The sequence below is a fragment of the Nakamurella alba genome, from assembly GCF_009707545.1.
Taxonomy (GTDB): Bacteria; Actinomycetota; Actinomycetes; order Mycobacteriales; family Nakamurellaceae; genus Nakamurella; species Nakamurella alba.
The window spans coordinates 456,023-472,705 of the sequence record NZ_WLYK01000005.1; the positions used below are offsets into that span (position 1 = coordinate 456,023).

Sequence of the window (16,683 nt, forward strand, 5' to 3'; positions counted from 1 at the left end):
GAGCGTTGATGCGTTCACGCACAAGGAGGGCGAGGCTGCTGAGCCTCGCCGTCTGCACCGTCACCCTGCCGGGCCTGCTGCTGGCGGCCGCCGGCACCGCCGCGGCCGCACCGCCCGGAGGTCTGGACCCGGTCCCGGTCCCCGACTCCGTCGAGATCGCCGAGGGCAACGTCCTCGCCCCGTCGCTGCAGGGCGCCGAGGGCACGGTCGAGGTGTCCGTCTCGCTGTCCGAGAAGGCACTGGCGACCGTGGTCTCCGACGGGGCCACCCAGACCCGAGCGCTGCCGACGAAGGCCGCGCAGGTCGCCCGCACCACCGCGGTCGTCGCGCAGCAGGACCAGCTGGTCGCCAGCGCGAAGAGCCTCGGCGCCACCGAGCTGAGCCGCGCGTCCGTCGCCACCAACGCGGTCGCCGTGTCGGTGCCGGCCGCCAACCTGGTCGCGCTGTCGAAGCTGCCGGGCGTGCTGTCGGTGAAGCCGGTCGCCAAGTACGAGACGCTGGACGATCCGGGCGGGTCGGGCAGCCTCGCCCAGGCCGCCGACTACATCCAGGCCACCCAGGTGCGCAACGCCGGCTTCGACGGCACCGGTGTCAAGGTCGCCGTGCTCGACTCCGGCGTCGACTTCACCCACGAGTACCTGGGAGGACCGGGTACCGAGGCCGCCTACGAGGAGTGCTACGCAGGGGCGAACGCGGCGCCGGTCGGTGCCTGTGCCGACCTGTTCGGCCCGAGCGCGCCGAAGGTCAAGGGCGGCTACGACTTCGTCGGCGAGACCTGGCCGAACACCGCCGAGATCCCGGACCCGAACCCGATCGACTTCGAGGGCCACGGCACCCACGTCTCCGACATCATCGGCGGCAACTCGGCCGACGGCACCCACAAGGGCATCGCCCCGGGCGTCGACCTGTACGCGGTGAAGGTCTGCTCGGCCGTCGCGACGTCGTGCTCCGGTCCGGCGATCCTGGCCGGCATCGACTGGGCGCTGGACCCGAACGGTGACGGCGACATCTCCGACGCCATGGACATCGTCAACCTGTCGCTGGGCTCGTCCTACGGGCAGCAGGAGGACGACTCCACCACCGCGATCAACAACCTGGTCCGCGCCGGTGTCGTCGCCGTCATCTCCGCCGGCAACAGCGCCGACCGTCCGTTCATCGTCGGCTCGCCGTCCACCGCGGAGGGTGCGATCTCGGTCGCCCAGACCGCGCTGCCGGACGACAAGCTGTACACGCTGACCGTCAACTCGCCGACCATCGCCGGTCTGCCGGGCAACCTGATCCGCAACTCCAAGCTGCAGAGCTGGTCCCCGGCCCCGACCGCGGCGCTCACCGCGCCGATCGCCCAGCCGACCCAGCTGCTCGGCTGCACCGCCGCCGAGTTCGCCGGCTTCCCGGCCGGGTCGATCGCGCTGATCAAGCGCGGCACCTGCAACGCGTCGGTCAAGGCCCAGCTGGCCGAGGCCGCCGGTGCGTCGGCCGCGATCCTCTGGAACAACGTCGCCGGTGACCCGCCGGACTTCTCGTTCGGTGGCGGCGCCGAGGTCACGATCCCGACCTTCACCATCTCGCTGGCCAACGGCCAGCTGCTGTCCGATGCCGCGGCCGCCGGCCCGGTCTCGCTGACCATCGACCCGGCGAAGACCACGTCGCTGACCAACAGCGTCGTCGGCACCTCCAGCCGCGGTCTCGCGATCTCGGGTTACCGTGCCAAGCCGGACATCGGCGCCCCCGGTGCCTGGCTGTCCGCCGAGGTCGGCACCGGCTCCGGTCAGACCAACTTCGGTGGCACCTCCGGTGCGGCCCCGGTGGTCTCCGGCGCTGCTGCCCTGCTGATCGACAAGTTCCCGACGGCCACCCCGGCGGCGATCAAGTCGCGTCTGCTCAACGGCGCCAGCACGGCCAACACCACGCCGGACGCCAACGCGAACCTCTACAAGACGCCGATCTCCCGTGTGGGAGCCGGCGAGGTGCGGGTGGCCCCGGCGGCGAACGCCGTCGGCATCCTGCGCAACACCCAGGCCGGCGCCGGCAACATCGGCCTCGGACTGCCGCACCTGACCAAGACCACCACCTGGAAGGTCACCGCTCAGCTGGTCAACACCGGCACCACGAGCAAGACCTACTCGCTGTCGGCCTCCTTCCGCGAGGCGGCGGACGCCAACCGCAAGGCGCTGTCCGTGGTCGCACCGTCCTCGGTGACGGTCGGCCCGAAGAAGACCCAGCTGGTGACCGTGCAGCTGACGATCGATCCGTCGAAGCTGCAGGACTGGCCGTTCTCGCACTCCGCGGGTTCGAACGGTGACGGCGCGACCTTCAACGGCCCGGAGATCGACGGATGGGTGACCGCCACCTCCGGTGCGGAGAAGCTGCACCTCGGATGGACGGTGCTGCCCAAGAAGTCGGCGAGCGTCACCGCCGGTCCGAGCTCGCTGCGGACCACCGCCGGCAAGGGCGCGCTGACCCTCACCAACTCCTCCACGGTCGCGGCCGGCGAGGTCGAGGTGTTCGGTCTGACCGGCACCAGCCCGAAGCAGCCGAAGCCCGCGCCGGGCACCCCGGGTTCGCCCGGCTCCAACCTGGCGCTGATCGACCTGGCTGCCGCGGGTGTCCGGGACAGCGTGGACGAGGACGTCATCCAGTTCGCCATCGCGGGCCAGCAGCGGCAGGCGCTGCCGCTGTACCCGGCCGGGTACGAGATCGATGTCGACGTCGACCAGGACGGCACCTACGACTACGCGATCTTCAACTCGGAGGCCTCCGGGTTCGCGCTGACCGGGCAGACCCTGGTCGTCGTGGCCGACCTGGCCACCGGGGCGCAGGCCGCGTACTACTACGCCGATGCCGACGTGGACTCGTCCAACGTCGTCTACACCGCGCCGCTGTCGGCGCTCGGACTGGAAGCCGGGGACACCTTCGACTTCGACGTCCTGGCGTACGACAACTACTACTCCGGCGTGGTGACCGACGTGATCCTCGGCCAGACCTGGACGGTCGACGACCCGAAGTTCGCGCTGACCAGTGGCGCTGCGTCGGTGACCGTGCCGGCCGGCGGCAAGGGCGCGGTGCAGGTATCCAAGAACGACGCCGCGGGCGAGACCACCTCCACCGGTCTGCTGCTCCTCTACCCGGGCGCCGCCACCCGCGACTACCAGGCGGTCCCGGTCAACTGACCTGATCCGCTGCACCACCGACCGACCCGGAAGGCCCGGTCCCTCGCTCCGAGGGGCCGGGCCTTCCGACTGTCCGGGGCCCGTTCACCCCACCCCCAGCGCGAGGATCTTCTTCCTCGACGCGTACGAAAGTGGCGACAGGCGCCCCATGAGTCCCAGAATCGCCACTTTCGTACGCGCGGGTGGGGTCGACCGGCGCCGGTGGCCGGGTTGGCGGTCGGATCGGGTCGACCGGCGCCGGCGGTCGGCGCGGGCCGATCGGTGCCGTTCGGCTGCGTTCTCCGCGGTTGGACGGCACGGATGGTGGGCGCAGTGGTCGGTGAGGTGATCCGGGAGGGTGTCGGGCCGACGGTCGCGACACCGAAGTGCGGCGACACCGAAGTGCGGCGAGACCGAAGTGCGGCGAGACCGAAGTGCGGCGAGACCGAAGTGCCGGGGCCCGGGATGAGCGGTTGCGGGCGGCGGTCCGCGATCGGTGCCGTCGGGTTGCTGATTGCGCGGGTGGACGGCGCGGATCGGGCTGGGCGTGGTTCGGCATGGATCAAGATCCTCCGCAGGGCAGCCCGGCCAGGAAATGGGACGGGTGGGGCTGGAGTCGCCGAGTTCGTCCATGCGAGCCGCGCCCCGGATTGCTCGCCCCGCCCGGCACGGGCCGATCGGTGCCGTTCGTCCGCGATCTACGCGGTTGGACGGCACGGATGGGTGCAGTGGTCGGTGAGGTGATCCGGGACGGGTGTCAGGCCGACGGCGGCGACACCGAAGTGCGGCGACACCGAAGTGCCGGGACCCGGGATGAGCGGGTGGTGGGCGATGGAACGCGATCGGTGCCCGCCGCGGTCTCCACCACGTCGCGCGGGTGTGGTCGCATTTGGATCAAGGGCGGGCGCCGAGAATGATGTACAGGTGCTGGGTCAGGTTGGTCAGGTACTCCCACATGGCGGTCTCCGGGTGTTCGAGGTGGGTGGTGATCGAGGTCGGCAGGTCAGTTCATGAACAGAGCGGCCCAGAAGACCGCGGTGCAGAACCCGGCGAGCATGACGACGGCGAGCGAATCGGGATCCATGGCGATCTCCATCAGTAGCGGCGCTTCGGCCGGCGGCCGCGGCGTCGGGCGGCGGGCGGTGGGGTGACCGCGGCTCGTCCGTCCCGGCAGGTGTTCGGCCGTCTCCGGTACCGGTCCCTGACGTGACGGGCGTGCACGACGACCTCGGTGGTGCGGGCGCAACTGCGGGCCGCCGGCCCGGGCAGCACCGTCATCGCCCTCACCTCCTCGTTCCTGTTGTGCTGCTACTGATCTCACCGCCGCTCGGCCGTCACCGGGATCCTGCGACCGGTCGGCCCACCGGTGGAGACGACCCCCACCGATCGGTGGACCCGGCCGCGGATGGCACGGATGAAAAGGCCTCCGCACGTGGAGGGCGCAGGAGATCGGGTCAGACGGCCGGCGCGGGCATGCCGAAGGACCGCGCGTCGGCGCGGACGAGCGCGGTGAGCTCGTGGCGGGTGCCGACACCGGTCTTGGCGTAGATGTTCGAGAGGTGGAACCCGACGGTCGACCGGCTGATGAAGAGTTCGCGGGCCACCTGCGCGTAGCTGAACCCGAGCACGACCAGCCGGAGCACCTCGCGTTCCCGGTCGGACAGCCCGGGGTCCGCGCCGATCACCGCCGGCCGGCGGCCGCCGCTCATCCGATCCAGGTAGGGCCGCGCTCCGAGCTGCCGGTAGATCGACGCCGCCTCTGCCGCAGCGGAGGGCTGCGATCGTCCGAGATCTGTTGCCGCGCGGGACAGATCACTCAGCATGTGCGCGCGATAGAGCGGGGCCTCACCGCGGTCGCTGCCGCACGCCGACGTCAGGTGGGCCACCGCCGCACGCCGCTCCCCGGCCCGCTCGGCGATCAGACCGTGCAACCAGTCGACGATCGCGGGGGCGATCGATGCGGCCGGCTGCTGCCGGCCGATCGCATCGGTCATCAGCCGCGCGTCGGCGGCCCGGTTGCACAGCAGCAGCGCCAGGGCGCCGTGCATCAGCTCGACCAGTCCGCAATCACCGGGGAAGCTCAGCATGCCGTCCAGCACCGGCATCAGTCCGGCGGCGACGGCCGGGTCGAAGGCCCGGTCGCCGCGGGCATGTGCCCGGACCACCTCGGCGACCATCCGCAGCCGATCGGCCTCCTGCCACGGCTGGCCGGCCAGCGTGGTCCGTGCCGTGCCGATCCAGCGGTCGGACTCCGCGGTGTTACCGGAGCTGCTGGGCAGGATCGAGAGGTAGGCGGCGACGGTCGGTTGCACGAACCGCACACCGGCGTCGGCGGCGAGATGGAAGCGTGCGCGGGCCCGGTCCCAGTCACCGCGGAGCCAGTAGAGGAAGCCGGACACCGCCGTGTACAGGCCGTCGGCGATGTCGACCTGACCGTCCTCGAACCGCCGCCGCACCTCGCCGAGATCGGCGTCGGCGGCATCGAACAAGCCCATCCTGGTCCGCACGCTGCCGCGGCTGGCGAGGGCGAAAGTGCGGCCGGGCGGGGTCGCCCGCGGGTCGTCCGGCACGTCTGCGAGCAGGTCCAGCACGCCGGACAGCCCGCGGGTGCGCTGGACCGCGTAGAACCGGACGGACTCCGCATGACCGGCCAGCGCCGGATCGCCGACCCCGGTGGCATCGGCCGCCGCCATGGCGGCGACTACCTCCTCGGTCGGCCCGCCGGAGCCGACCAGTCCCCAGCCGAGCAGCACCTGCCGCCGGTACTCGTCGACCGGCTCGTCGAACGGTGCGGTCCGCAGGACCCGCACGGAATCCGACCACCGTCCCTCGACGGTCGCCAGCGCAGCGAGCACCAACGTGCGCCCCACCCGGTCGCCGGCTGCGTGCACGGCCGACATCTCCGCGCGGGCCGGTCCGGTGTCCTGACCCAGCAGGCTGTCGAAGAGCGATGTCAGCCAACGGCTTTCCTGCAGCACCGGGTCGGAGGTGAGAGTGGCCGCGGCACGGTGCAGTCGGGCGGCGGTCCGATGGTCGCAGCGGTCGTGGGCGGCTGCGGCCGTGGCCGTCAGCCGGTCGGCGAGCCCGTCGTCGTGCCGGTCTGCCGCCGCGACGAGATGATCCAGGACCAGCACCGGGTCCACCACCGAGCCCGCTGCGGCCAGGTGCAACTCCCGGCGCTGCGTCAGCGGGATCGTCTGCAGCACAGCGGCTCTCACCAACGAGTGCACCACCCGCACGGAAAGGCCGATGTCGACCGTGCGGATCTCGATCAGACCGGACCCGCGCAGGTCGTCGACCGCTCCGGCCGGGTCCGTGATGCCGGCCACGGCGGCGACATCGCTGAGCCAGCTCCATCCGTCACCGAGCACGGCGCAGGCGTGGAGCATCCGGCGTGCGGGTTCCGGGAGCCGGCCGCTCCGCCGGCCGACCAGTCCGGAGAACTCCGCCGGTGCCGGGAGATCGCGGGGGCGGGACAGCGCGACCTCGTCGAACTCGGCCAGCAAGGTGGTCAGGTACAGCGGGTTGCCACGGGTGTGCCGGGTCAGCCGATCGGTGGCCTCCCGCGACAACCCGGGCCGACGTGCGATGGCGATGGCATGGACGGCATTCTCGTCGAGACCGGAGAGTCGGATGAGCACCGTGCCCGGCCGTCCGGCCACCCACCGTTGCCACGAGGGGTGCACGTCGGGCGCCAGCGGGCGGTGCGCCACCACCACCAGCAGTGGTTCGACGGTGGACCGGCGGAGCAACCACATGACGGCCTCGACGGACTGCGGGTCGGCCCACTGCAGGTCGTCGAAACGGAGCAGGGCCGGCGTGCCGGCCGTCGGGTCGAGGGCATCCCGCAGTGCCTGCGCGGCGACCAGTGGTGCGGGCGCGCCGTTCTCGCCACCGGGCACGTCGACGCCCCACTCCATGAGGGCGGCGTACGGGGTCTCGCGGTCCGATTCCAATGCCGCCGAACGGCGCACCCGAGCCCGGTCCGCGGCGAGCGAGGTCACCAGATCGAGCAGCGACGACTTGCCCATCCCGGCGCCGGCCTCGACCACCACCAGCGTCGGTGCACCGGCCAGCGCGGTCCCGACCGCGGCGCGCAGCTGCGCGACCATCGCGTCGTCCCAGATCGCCGCCATCCCGCCTCCTTCTGCGAGTGTAGAGGGCGGCGCATCGGGTCCGCGCAGGTCAGCGCGGCTGGGCCACGGCGTTCAGCGAGTGGCACCTGGGGCATTGGAACAGCAGGTCGGACACCGGCAGCACCTGGCGCACACCTCTCATCAGCACCCGGGCGCAGTGACCGCACCGGAGGTCCTCCCCGCCCGGACCGTCGATGTAGACGAAGCCCTGATCGACGGTGCCGGGGGCGCGGAACACCCGGAAGCCGACCTCGCCGGGGCGGGGCTCGATGACGTGCAGGGTGGACACGGGCGCTCCTCGGGCCGGGGTCGGTCGGACAGATCCATCCGACCGCACCGGGGGCCGTCCGCACCTGTGCGAACCGTCCAGGTCCGACCGGGGCGATGGACGGCAACGGGACTGGTCATTGCATACAGGCAGGAAGCGCGGGTCGGCTCCTACCGTCACATGCATCCACCGATCCGTCCGAAGGTCCCAGAAGGAACCCAGCCATGACCGAACTCGCCGCACCGCCCGTCCACGATCCGCGCGAACTGCTGCGCCGGGGGGTGAAGGGTCCGGTCCTGACCGTCGGGGATGCCGACTTCGCCGATGAACTCGCAACTTTCGACCCGCTGGTGGTCCACCGGCCGGACGTCGTCGTGGGCGCGACGGATGCGATCGACGTGGTGGCAGCGCTGGACTGGGCCGCTCGTCATGATCTCCGCTGGGGTGTGCTCGGCGCAGGCCACGCGGAGGTCCCCGAGCACCGCGGTGGGTTGGTGGTGACGACCCGCCGGATGGACGGGGTCGAGGTCGACCCGGTGCGCCGGATCGCCCGGGTGCAGGCCGGTGCCCGGTGGGAGCAGGTGCTCGCGGCGGCCGACCGGCACGGCCTGATGCCGGTGTGCGGGGCAGCGCCCGGGGTGGGCGTCGTCGGTCTGCTGACCGGTGGTGGGGTGGGACCGCTGGCCCGCTCCTACGGCGTTTGCAGCGACCGGGTGCGGTCCGCGGAGCTGGTGCGCCCCGGCCACGGGGTGATGCGGATCGACCCGCAGCATCGCCCCGATCTGCTCGGGGCGGTCTTCGGCGGGCGGATCGACGTCGGGATCGTGACGAGCGTGGAGATCGAACTCGTGGTGCAGGAGGGGATCTCGGGCGGCGGGATGTACTTCGCCGAGGCCGACATCCCAGCCGTCGTCGATGCCTTCCGGCGCTGGACCAAGGACGGTGTGGCCGACGGTGTGACCACATCGCTGGCCGTGCTCAGGCTCCCGGATCTGCCCGGTGTCCCGGCGCCGCTCGCCGGACGGACGGTGGCGCACCTGCGGGTCGCGGCCACCGGCGCTGCTGCAGGGTCCGACCCGCTGCCGCCTGCGGTCCGGCGCGCTGCCGCGCCGGTCCTCGGTGGTGTCGGACCGTTGCCGGCGACCCGGATCGGTTGCATCCACGCGGATCCGGAGCATCCGGTGCCACACGTGGGCGGCGGTCTGCTGCTCGACGAGTTCACCGGCGACACCGCCGCGGCGTGGCTCGACGCCGTCGGACCGGACTCCGGTGCGGCCGTGACCATTGCCGAGATCCGGCACTGGGGAGACGCTCTCGCCATCACGCCCGAGGACCGGCCGGACTGCGTGCCCGGCCGCGACTCGTCCTTCGGTGTGTGGGTGTCCGCGCCGCCGGCCGGCCCCGACCTCGAACGGCCCCGTTCGTCCGTTCGTCGGGTGCTGGACGCTGTCCGGAGCTGGGGCCGTGGAGGCGCCACCGTGAACTTCAGTGGCTCGGCGAACACCCGTGACGAGGTCGAACACGGCTGGGATTCCCGGCAGCAGTGACCCTTTCGTTCTGACCCGAGCCGCACCTGCTGCTGCAGGTGCGGCTCGTTCGTCGTTCGAGGCGACGTCCGCAGCAGTCGCTGGGGTACACGGTCCTGTGGTCGAGCGTCGGGCGGCCGGGTGCACGGGATCAGGTGCTGACCGGACCGTCGGCCTGCCGACGGCTGGACTCAGGTGGGCCGGCCGTCGGGCTGTGCCGATGGCGGCCTTGTCCTCCGGCGGCACCGACGGGGGAGGGGTCAGGCCGGTTCCGGTGGGCAGATCGCATTGAGCGCCGCGCATCCGGGGCACTCGAAGAGCAGGTGCGGAACCGGGAGCAACTCGCGGAGCCCCCTGAGCAGCACCCGCCCGCAGCTGCCGCACGGAAGGTCGAGCGGGCCCGGCCCGTCCATGAAGACGAAACCGGGACCGGTGTCCGCCGGCGGGCGGAACACGCGGTCCCGGACCCCGCCCGGCGGCGGGACAACGATGTGCATCCGATGCCTCCTGTCCGGCAGGGGATCTGCGATCAGCTGGTGGTGCCGGGCTCGGCCGCGATCGTGGTGTGGATGTGCTCCGAGCCGGCCCAGTGGGTGTCGGTCATCGCCCAGTTGAAGTCCCACTTCCCGCTGAACGAACCCGGGGCGCTGCCGCTGAACCCGCCCGAGGTGAACACCTGCGTGTTGTAGGAATCCGACCCGCTGGCGGCGCTGAACGGCAGGTAGGTGCCGTCGGGCAGTTGGTAGGTCGCGGTGATGTAGTAGTCGGAGAGCGGGTCGTCGCTGTAGCCGGTGAGTTCCTCGCAGGCACCGGGCGCCAGGGTGGCCTGCGGGCGGGCGCCCCAGTGGCCGTCACCGCCGTCGGTGGTGTGCGCGCCGACCAGGGTGATCGTCTGACCTGTGTTGTTCTGGATGGTCAGATCGACGCTCTGCGCGCCGGCGTGGTAGTTCGACGTGCAGGCCGCCTGTTCATCAGGGCCGCTCGGCTCTGCTGCTGAAGCTGTGCCGGCGACCAGCAGCAGGGTGGCGCCGGTGGCCGCCAGGGCGGCGATGCTGCGGGTGATCACGGTGCGGGTGTTCATGTCTCGACTCCTTGGTGGGCTGTTCTTTGCTCTGCGAACAATCCTCGCCCCGGGGGGCGGCGCGAACCTGCGACGGTCGGTCGAACATGCGGTGGAGCATCCGTTCCACCGATCGAGGGAGGCAGACAGGATCCGGACGGAGAACGGCCGGTTCCGGATCTACCGTCGCGGTCATGACCACGTTGCAGCACTCCGCCGGACCGGCCACGCTGCCTGCGCTCGACTTCGACGCGTTCTTCTCGGCGGTCGACGAGCGGCGCCGGCAGGAGCGGCTCGGCTGGTTCGAGTTCGCCGACGTGCTGTGGCAGCAGTCGGAGGTGCTCAACGTGAGCCTCGGTGATCATCCGTTGTGCGGCGGCGCCGTCTCCCGGCTCGGTGGTCGGGGTGAGACCTCCTGCCAGTACGCCGCTTTCCTGCTTCGCTGGCTGGGGCGTGCTCCGGAGGAGTTCCTCGTCGGAACGGTGAGGCAGGTCGGGGACACCACGCTGCCGGAGGTCGGTCCCGGTCAACGCCTCCGCTGGGACCTGGCTGCGTTGTATGCCGAGCTCAATGGAGTCCGCAGTCAGCAGGGTCTGACCTGGGCCGCGCTGGGGACGATCCTCGACTGCACCCCGGCTCGGCTGACCAACCTCCGCACCGCTCGTCAGGCCGACTTCGCCCTCGTCATGCGGGTGACGCAGTGGCTCGCGGCGCCCGCCGCCCGCTTCCTCGTCGCCGCCGACTGGTGACCGGGGCGGCTGAACGAAACCCCCGGCAGCGTCCTGTAGCCCGCGAGCTATTGCTCACTGGCTGCAGGACGTTGTGGCGCGAAACCCGGCTTGCTTCCGTGCTTCTGGCCGCGATGGCGGTCACTTCCACGGACGCAAGCGCGCAACCTCGCGCAAGGCTCAGTGCCGGGAGGCGCGGCGACGGCCGAGGAGCAGGGTGAATGCACCGGCGCCGAGCAACACGGCACCGACACCCGCCCAGGGCGCCACGTCCACGCCGGTGGCCGAGAGCTGCGGTCCGGCGGTCGAGGTCGGCGACAGCAGGGTCGTCGAGCCGGTGGGTGCGACCGCCGAGGAGCTGCTGGTCGATGGGGTGGTGACCGGCCGCCAGGTGACCGAAGAGCTGCTGGTGGTCGGTGCCGCCGTCGACGACGACGCAGGTGCGGACGTCGTGGTCTCCGAGGTGCTCGACTGTGAGGTCGAGACAGACGTGCTCGGAGCAGATGTCGAGGTGACCGGCGCGGCAGCCACGGTCAGCGACAGCACGACGATCGTCGACTGCGCCGGGTCCTGGCTGTCGTACACCCGGACCGAGAACTCGTAGGTGCCGGGCGTGGTCAGCGTGCCGGACAGCAGGCCGTCCGCGGTCAGCGTCAGACCCTCGGGGATCTCCTTGGATTCCCAGGTGAACGGTCCGACGCCGGTGGCGACCAACTGGGTGGAGTAGCTGCCGGACGCGGACGCCTCGGGGAGCGACTGGGTGGTGACCACCGGGGCCGGCTCGACAACGACGAGCGTGCCTGTGGTTTCGGTACCCGGGTAGATGCTGTCGCCGGAATAGCTGAGCAGGATCTCGTAGGTGCCGGCAGCCAGCGACGAGGCGTCGCAGTCGGCGTGTCCGGCGGAGTCCAGGGTAACACCGGTGCAGAGCGAGGCGAGGCCGGCGTAGAAGCTCGCGGTGCCGGTGGGGACGTCGTAGTTGCCGGTGATGTCAGCCGCCAGCGACACCTGCCCGGCGGGCTGCGTCCCGGCGGTGAGACCGAGCTGCGCCGCGGGCTCGTCCCAGGAGATCTGGATCTGACCGTTGCCGAGGCGCACACCGCTGTCGCCGGAGGCGTTCTCGACGGTCGGCGACGCATAGCCGGCCCCACCCGCGCCGGACTGTCCGTAGCCGCCACCGCCGCCACCGTAGTAGCCGCCACCACCACCGCCACCGGGACTGGTGCCCTCGGTGGTCGAGGAGCTGCCGCCGAAGCCTCCGGCCAGGGTCGCGTTGGCAACGAAGAATGCGTCCGTCCCATTGCCGTCCGGCGAGATCCCACCTGTGCCGGGGGCGGTCTGGCTACCACCGGTGGCAGCGACATAGCCCAGATCCGCGGGCGCGCTACCGTCGCCGCCGGAGGTGTTCGGGCCACTGCCGGACCCTCCGCGATCCGAGATCTGCTCACCGGCCTCGATCCGGGTGCCACCAGCTCCTCCGCCACCACCCGCGACCGCAATCACCGTGCCGTCGAGAGTGATCATCGACATCCCACCCCCGTTGCCGTACCTCGAGCCCGGGTAGGTGGGGCCGCCGTTGCCGTAGGTGAACGCTGCCTGCCCCTGGGAACCGGCTTGGCCGACCAAGACCCGGACAGTGGCTCCGGGAGTGACGCCGAGGTCGCCGCGGGTCATGCCGCCGGCACCGCCCGAGACACCGAAACCCGAGGAGCCGCCGGATGCCCCGTAGAGCAGGAACGAGATCCGGTCCACGCCGGCCGGCACCACGAAGTCCTGGCTCGCGCCGGTGTAGTCGAAGGTGTGGGTGCAGACCCCGTCCTCGCACATGACCGGCGAATCGGCGACCGCCGTCCCGGACGCCATGACGGATGTGGAAACGACGAGCAGCCCCGCGGCCGCGGCCGTACGGAGGAGTCGAGCAATGCCGGACACGAGCGTGCCTTTCCCGGAAGGAGCAGTGCAGGGCTCGGCCGCACGGACTGCTTCCGAGTGTCCGGAATGTACCAGTCTGCAACTGGGCGACTACCAGGGGTGGTCTATGACACGGATGGCCGTCGACGGGCGGCGCCCACCATCGCCGATCCGGCAGCCAGCAGTCCGGCACCGATGGCGAGCAGCGCGCCGATCGGTGCGCCGGTCCAGGCGAGTCCGTGGCCCGACCCCTCCGGTGCCGGGGCCGCGCCGAACGGGGAGCGGCTGGCGCTGATCACCACGAGGCCGTCACCGCGCCGCACGCCCGTCTCGCCGCGGACCTGGGTGACCGCGGCCGCGGCGAACCCGGAACCGCCCGCGCCGGACTGCGCCTCGCCGCCACCGCCGCCGCCGTAATAGCCACCGCCACCGCCCGCGCCGGCTTCGAAGAGGTGGTCACTGCCCGCGCCGCCCGCACCGGGAGTCGTACCGGTGGCCGGACCCTGGCCGGGACTTCCGTTGTGGTACAGGCAGACTCCGGCAGCGCCCGGTCCGGTCGGGGTGCCGCCGGTGGGCGGATCATCGCCCTGGAAGTGGTTGCCGGACCCATTGATCCCGGTACTGCCGGCCCCGGCACCGTCGCCGCCGACGTCCGGGATGTCGCCCACGCCGTACTGCTTGCCGTCGCTGCCACCGCCGCCGCCACCTCCGGCGGCCAGCAGCAGGGTGCCGTCCTCGGCCCCGACGAACGAACCGCCGCCGCCCCCACCGTTGAACCCGCGGGCGGAGACGCCGCCGCCTCCGCCGAAAGCGCCTGCCTTGCGGCCGCGCTGACCGATCAGCACGGTGTACTCGTCGTAGGTCTGCACCGCCAGCACCCCGGTGGTGAGCCCGCCGGCGCCGGGGAGCACCCGCGGGAACAGGTCCGAGCGATCTCCCGCCGCGCCGTACACCTCGATCCTGATCTCGCCGACACCTTCGGGTACGACGAAGGTCTCGATCTTTCCGGTGTATTCGTACGTCCAGCTGCAGACGTCCCCGGAGCAGCGCATCGGCGGGGCGGCGGGTGCGGGAGCGGCCGAGGCGGGCGCGCCGATCAGCGCCGACGACGCCGCCGCGACGACCGCGCCGATCCGAAGGAGCCCCCTGCCCGCCATCTGCGGAAAGTATCAGTCAGCGACCGAGCAGTCACTCCCCGGAACGGACGAACGCCCGGAACAGCGTGCGCTGTTCCGGGCGTCCGTGGATCAGGGGGTGATCAGCAGGCGGGCATCTCCGGGAAGTCCGCGGCCGGGACCTCGAAGTTCTTCTCGTAGAAGGCGGCCAGCCCGCCGTCGGTCTGCTGGGTGCAGAGGAAGGTGTTCAGCACGTCCACCAGGGCGGTGTTGCCCTTCTGGACGGCCCAGGAGCCGTAGCCGATCTGCAGCGGCTCGGGCAGGTCGGCCTTCTTGACCTGGTCCGGGTTGGCCTTCTGGTACTGGGCCAGGATGTAGTCCTCGAGCACCGAGCCCTGGGCGCGGCCCGTCGAGACCTCGAGCAGCGCCGCGTTCTGGTCGGGGAAGCCGCTCACCGTCGCGTTCGGGAAGGTGTCCTTGGCCAGCTGCTCGCCGGACGAGCCCTGCAGTGCGGTGATGACCTTGCCGGACTGGTTGTAGTTCTCGATCGTCGGCGCGGTGGTGTCGTCGTTCTTGACCGCCAGGACCGAGGTGTAGGGGACGTACTCGCGGCTGAAGTCGACGACCTTCTTGCGCTCGTCGGTCGCGGTCAGGCCGACGGAGACCATGTCGAACTTCTTCGACTGCAGACCCGGGATCAGGCCGTTGAAGTCGAGGTTCTGGATGTCCAGGGTCAGGCCCAGCTCGGTGGCCAGCGCGTTCAGCAGGTCCACGTCGTAGCCGGCCGGCTGACCGGCGTCGTCCAGGTACATCTCCGGCTCGAACTGCAGGTTCATGCCGACGGTGAGCGTGCCCGGGGTGAGCAGGTTCAGCGTGGAGGTGTCGACGGTGACGGCACCGGAGGATGCACTCGCCGAGCCTTCGGACGTCGCAGCGGATGTGGCCGACGATGCCGCGGAGGAGGCGGAGGTGGCCGCGGCGGTGGTGGCCGCGGTGGAGGACGAGCCGGAGCCGGAGTCGCTGCCGCAGGCGGCGAGCACCGTGACCATGGCCAGGGCGGTCCCGGCGATGATGCCGCGCTTGACGGCGCGGACGTTCAGAACTCCCACAAGGGTTCCCTTCTCGATGCTGCGCCCGGGATCGGGACGTCAGTCAGCTGGATACGGCGGTGGTCGGTCGACCGGTGGCGGCGATCAACTGCTCGATCCGTCGACGTTGACGTCCGCGAATGGCCGTGGCGATCCGCCCCTTGGGCGGGCTGGACAGGGCCTTCTCGATGAGCCGGAACACGAAATCGATGACGAACGCGGCCACCACGTAGATGCCCGCGGCCGCCGTGTAGAGCACGAACGGCTGGAAGGTGGAGCTGACCAGGTTCTGGGTGACCCGGACGACCTCCAGCAGACCGATCACGGTGAAGGTCGAGGTGTCCTTCACCATGCCGATGAACATGCTGCCGATGTTGGGCAGCGCGATCTTGCCGGCCTGCGGCAGGATCACCGAGAAGAAGATCCGGGTGGGACGCATGCCGAGGGCCTGGCCGGCCTCGCGGTGCCCCATCGGGACGGCTTCCAGTGCGGAGCGGAAGATCTCGGCGAGGAACGCGCTGTACAGCAACGACAGGGCGATCACGCCGGCCTGGTAGACGGAGAAGCTGATCCCGAACACCAGGGAAACGCCGAAGTACACCCAGATGACGCTCACCAGCGCGGGCACACCGCGGAACACGTTGATGTACAACGCTCCCAGCCAGGACCACGGGGCGCGGGCGGTGCGCAGCATCGCCAGCGCGAGGCCGAGCACCACCGAGATCAGCAGTGCGGTCAGCGAGACCTTGAGCGCTGTGAACAACCCGTCGAGGAGGGCGTCCTTGTTGTCCCAGATCAGGCCCCAGTCGTAGGTCTGGTCACCCATCACTTCACCGCCTTGATGAACTCGATCGCCCGTGGGCTGGTGCAGTTCTCGTAGAAGCCGCGGCCGCCGCTCTCGACGACGACCCCGTCCTCCATGAACACGTTGAGATCGCCGACCTCACGGGCGAAACCGATCTCGTGGGTGACCACGACCATGGTCATCCCCGACTCGGCGACCGCCTGCATGGTGCGCAGCACCTCGCCGACGAGCTCCGGGTCCAGTGCCGAGGTGGGCTCGTCGAAGAGCATCACCTTCGGGTCCAGGGCCAGCGCCCGGGCGATGGCCACCCGCTGCTGCTGGCCGCCGGAGAGCTGGCTCGGGTAGTGCCCGGCACGGATCAGCAGACCGACCCGGCGCAACTCCTCCGCGGCACGCGCCTCGGCGTCCCTGCGGGACAGTCCGCGGACGGAACGCAGTGGCAGCGCCACGTTGTCGAGCGCGGTGAGGTGCGGGAAGAGGTTGAACTGCTGGAAGACCATGCCGACGGTGCGGCGCAACTGCAGCGAGTTGCCGCGGGGTGCTGTGCTTCCGGCTCCGTACTCGTGGCCGTCGACCACCAGGGATCCGCTGGTCGGCTTCTCCAGCAGGTTGATGGTGCGCAGCACTGTCGACTTGCCCGAGCCGGACGGCCCGATCAGCACCACGTGCTCGCCCTGGTAGATGTTCAGGTCGATGCCCTTGAGCACCTCCAGGTCACCGAACGACTTCCGGATCCCGGCCAGCTTCACCACGGGATCGCCTGTCGGGCCGTTCTTCTCGAACGCCGACGGGGTGTGGTGGGCGGGACGCTCCACCGCGATTGCGCCGCCGGCCGGGGCCGCTTCCGGTGTGACCTCCGTATCCGGGGTCTCCGGCTTGGCGAAGGCGTCCACATCG

Annotated in this window: 13 protein-coding genes; 3 read left to right on the top strand and 10 right to left on the bottom strand. The window is 71.1% G+C overall.

What is annotated here, in order from left to right; all coding sequences use genetic code 11:
* Positions 1–8 precede the first annotated feature (8 nt).
* Complete coding sequence (locus GIS00_RS14185) at positions 9–3,170, top strand: S8 family serine peptidase (protein ID WP_154769052.1); 3,162 nt, start codon at positions 9–11, stop codon at positions 3,168–3,170.
* 1,074 nt (positions 3,171–4,244) lie between these two features.
* Here the strand turns inward: GIS00_RS14185 and GIS00_RS14190 are convergent.
* From GIS00_RS14190 to GIS00_RS26930, 3 genes are all read right to left on the bottom strand, one after another.
* The gene (locus tag GIS00_RS14190; protein ID WP_154769053.1) at positions 4,245–4,427 is read right to left on the bottom strand and encodes a hypothetical protein; all 183 of its coding nucleotides are present in this window, start codon (positions 4,425–4,427) and stop codon (positions 4,245–4,247) included.
* Between the two features lie 176 nt (positions 4,428–4,603).
* Complete coding sequence (locus GIS00_RS14195; RefSeq protein WP_154769054.1) at positions 4,604–7,285, bottom strand: LuxR C-terminal-related transcriptional regulator; 2,682 nt, start codon at positions 7,283–7,285, stop codon at positions 4,604–4,606.
* 49 nt (positions 7,286–7,334) lie between these two features.
* Positions 7,335–7,574: a Com family DNA-binding transcriptional regulator gene (locus GIS00_RS26930; protein ID WP_196073279.1), complete on the bottom strand. Its 240-nt coding sequence runs from the start codon at positions 7,572–7,574 to the stop codon at positions 7,335–7,337.
* A gap of 203 nt (positions 7,575–7,777) precedes the next feature.
* On the opposite strand from GIS00_RS26930, the gene GIS00_RS14205 reads away from it, so the two are divergent.
* The gene (locus tag GIS00_RS14205; protein ID WP_196073280.1) at positions 7,778–9,100 is read left to right on the top strand and encodes an FAD-binding oxidoreductase; all 1,323 of its coding nucleotides are present in this window, start codon (positions 7,778–7,780) and stop codon (positions 9,098–9,100) included.
* Positions 9,101–9,339: 239 nt separating this feature from the next.
* Here GIS00_RS14205 and GIS00_RS14210 read toward each other — a convergent pair whose 3' ends face one another.
* On the bottom strand, positions 9,340–9,576 hold the full coding sequence (locus GIS00_RS14210) for a hypothetical protein (RefSeq protein ID WP_154769057.1): 237 nt from the start codon (positions 9,574–9,576) through the stop codon (positions 9,340–9,342).
* Positions 9,577–9,608: 32 nt separating this feature from the next.
* Positions 9,609–10,160, bottom strand: coding sequence for a hypothetical protein (locus GIS00_RS14215; RefSeq protein ID WP_154769058.1), 552 nt, complete (start codon positions 10,158–10,160; stop codon positions 9,609–9,611).
* 173 nt (positions 10,161–10,333) lie between these two features.
* On the opposite strand from GIS00_RS14215, the gene GIS00_RS14220 reads away from it, so the two are divergent.
* Complete coding sequence (locus tag GIS00_RS14220; RefSeq protein ID WP_154769059.1) at positions 10,334–10,888, top strand: hypothetical protein; 555 nt, start codon at positions 10,334–10,336, stop codon at positions 10,886–10,888.
* Positions 10,889–11,047: 159 nt separating this feature from the next.
* Here the strand turns inward: GIS00_RS14220 and GIS00_RS14225 are convergent, their stop codons facing one another.
* The 5 genes from GIS00_RS14225 to GIS00_RS14245 form a co-directional block, all read right to left on the bottom strand.
* Complete coding sequence (locus GIS00_RS14225; protein WP_154769060.1) at positions 11,048–12,730, bottom strand: Ig-like domain-containing protein; 1,683 nt, start codon at positions 12,728–12,730, stop codon at positions 11,048–11,050.
* Positions 12,731–12,903: 173 nt separating this feature from the next.
* Positions 12,904–13,935, bottom strand: coding sequence for a glycine-rich protein (locus GIS00_RS14230; protein WP_284700280.1), 1,032 nt, complete (start codon positions 13,933–13,935; stop codon positions 12,904–12,906).
* A gap of 101 nt (positions 13,936–14,036) precedes the next feature.
* Positions 14,037–15,002, bottom strand: a complete 966-nt coding sequence (locus GIS00_RS14235) for a transporter substrate-binding domain-containing protein (RefSeq protein WP_154769061.1) — start codon at positions 15,000–15,002, stop codon at positions 14,037–14,039.
* Between the two features lie 43 nt (positions 15,003–15,045).
* Complete coding sequence (locus GIS00_RS14240) at positions 15,046–15,807, bottom strand: amino acid ABC transporter permease (RefSeq protein ID WP_154769062.1); 762 nt, start codon at positions 15,805–15,807, stop codon at positions 15,046–15,048.
* Positions 15,807–16,538, bottom strand: coding sequence for an amino acid ABC transporter ATP-binding protein (locus tag GIS00_RS14245; protein WP_322097990.1), 732 nt, complete (start codon positions 16,536–16,538; stop codon positions 15,807–15,809). Before GIS00_RS14245 ends, GIS00_RS14240 begins: the two co-directional genes overlap by 1 nt.
* Between the last annotated feature and the right edge of the window lie 145 nt (positions 16,539–16,683).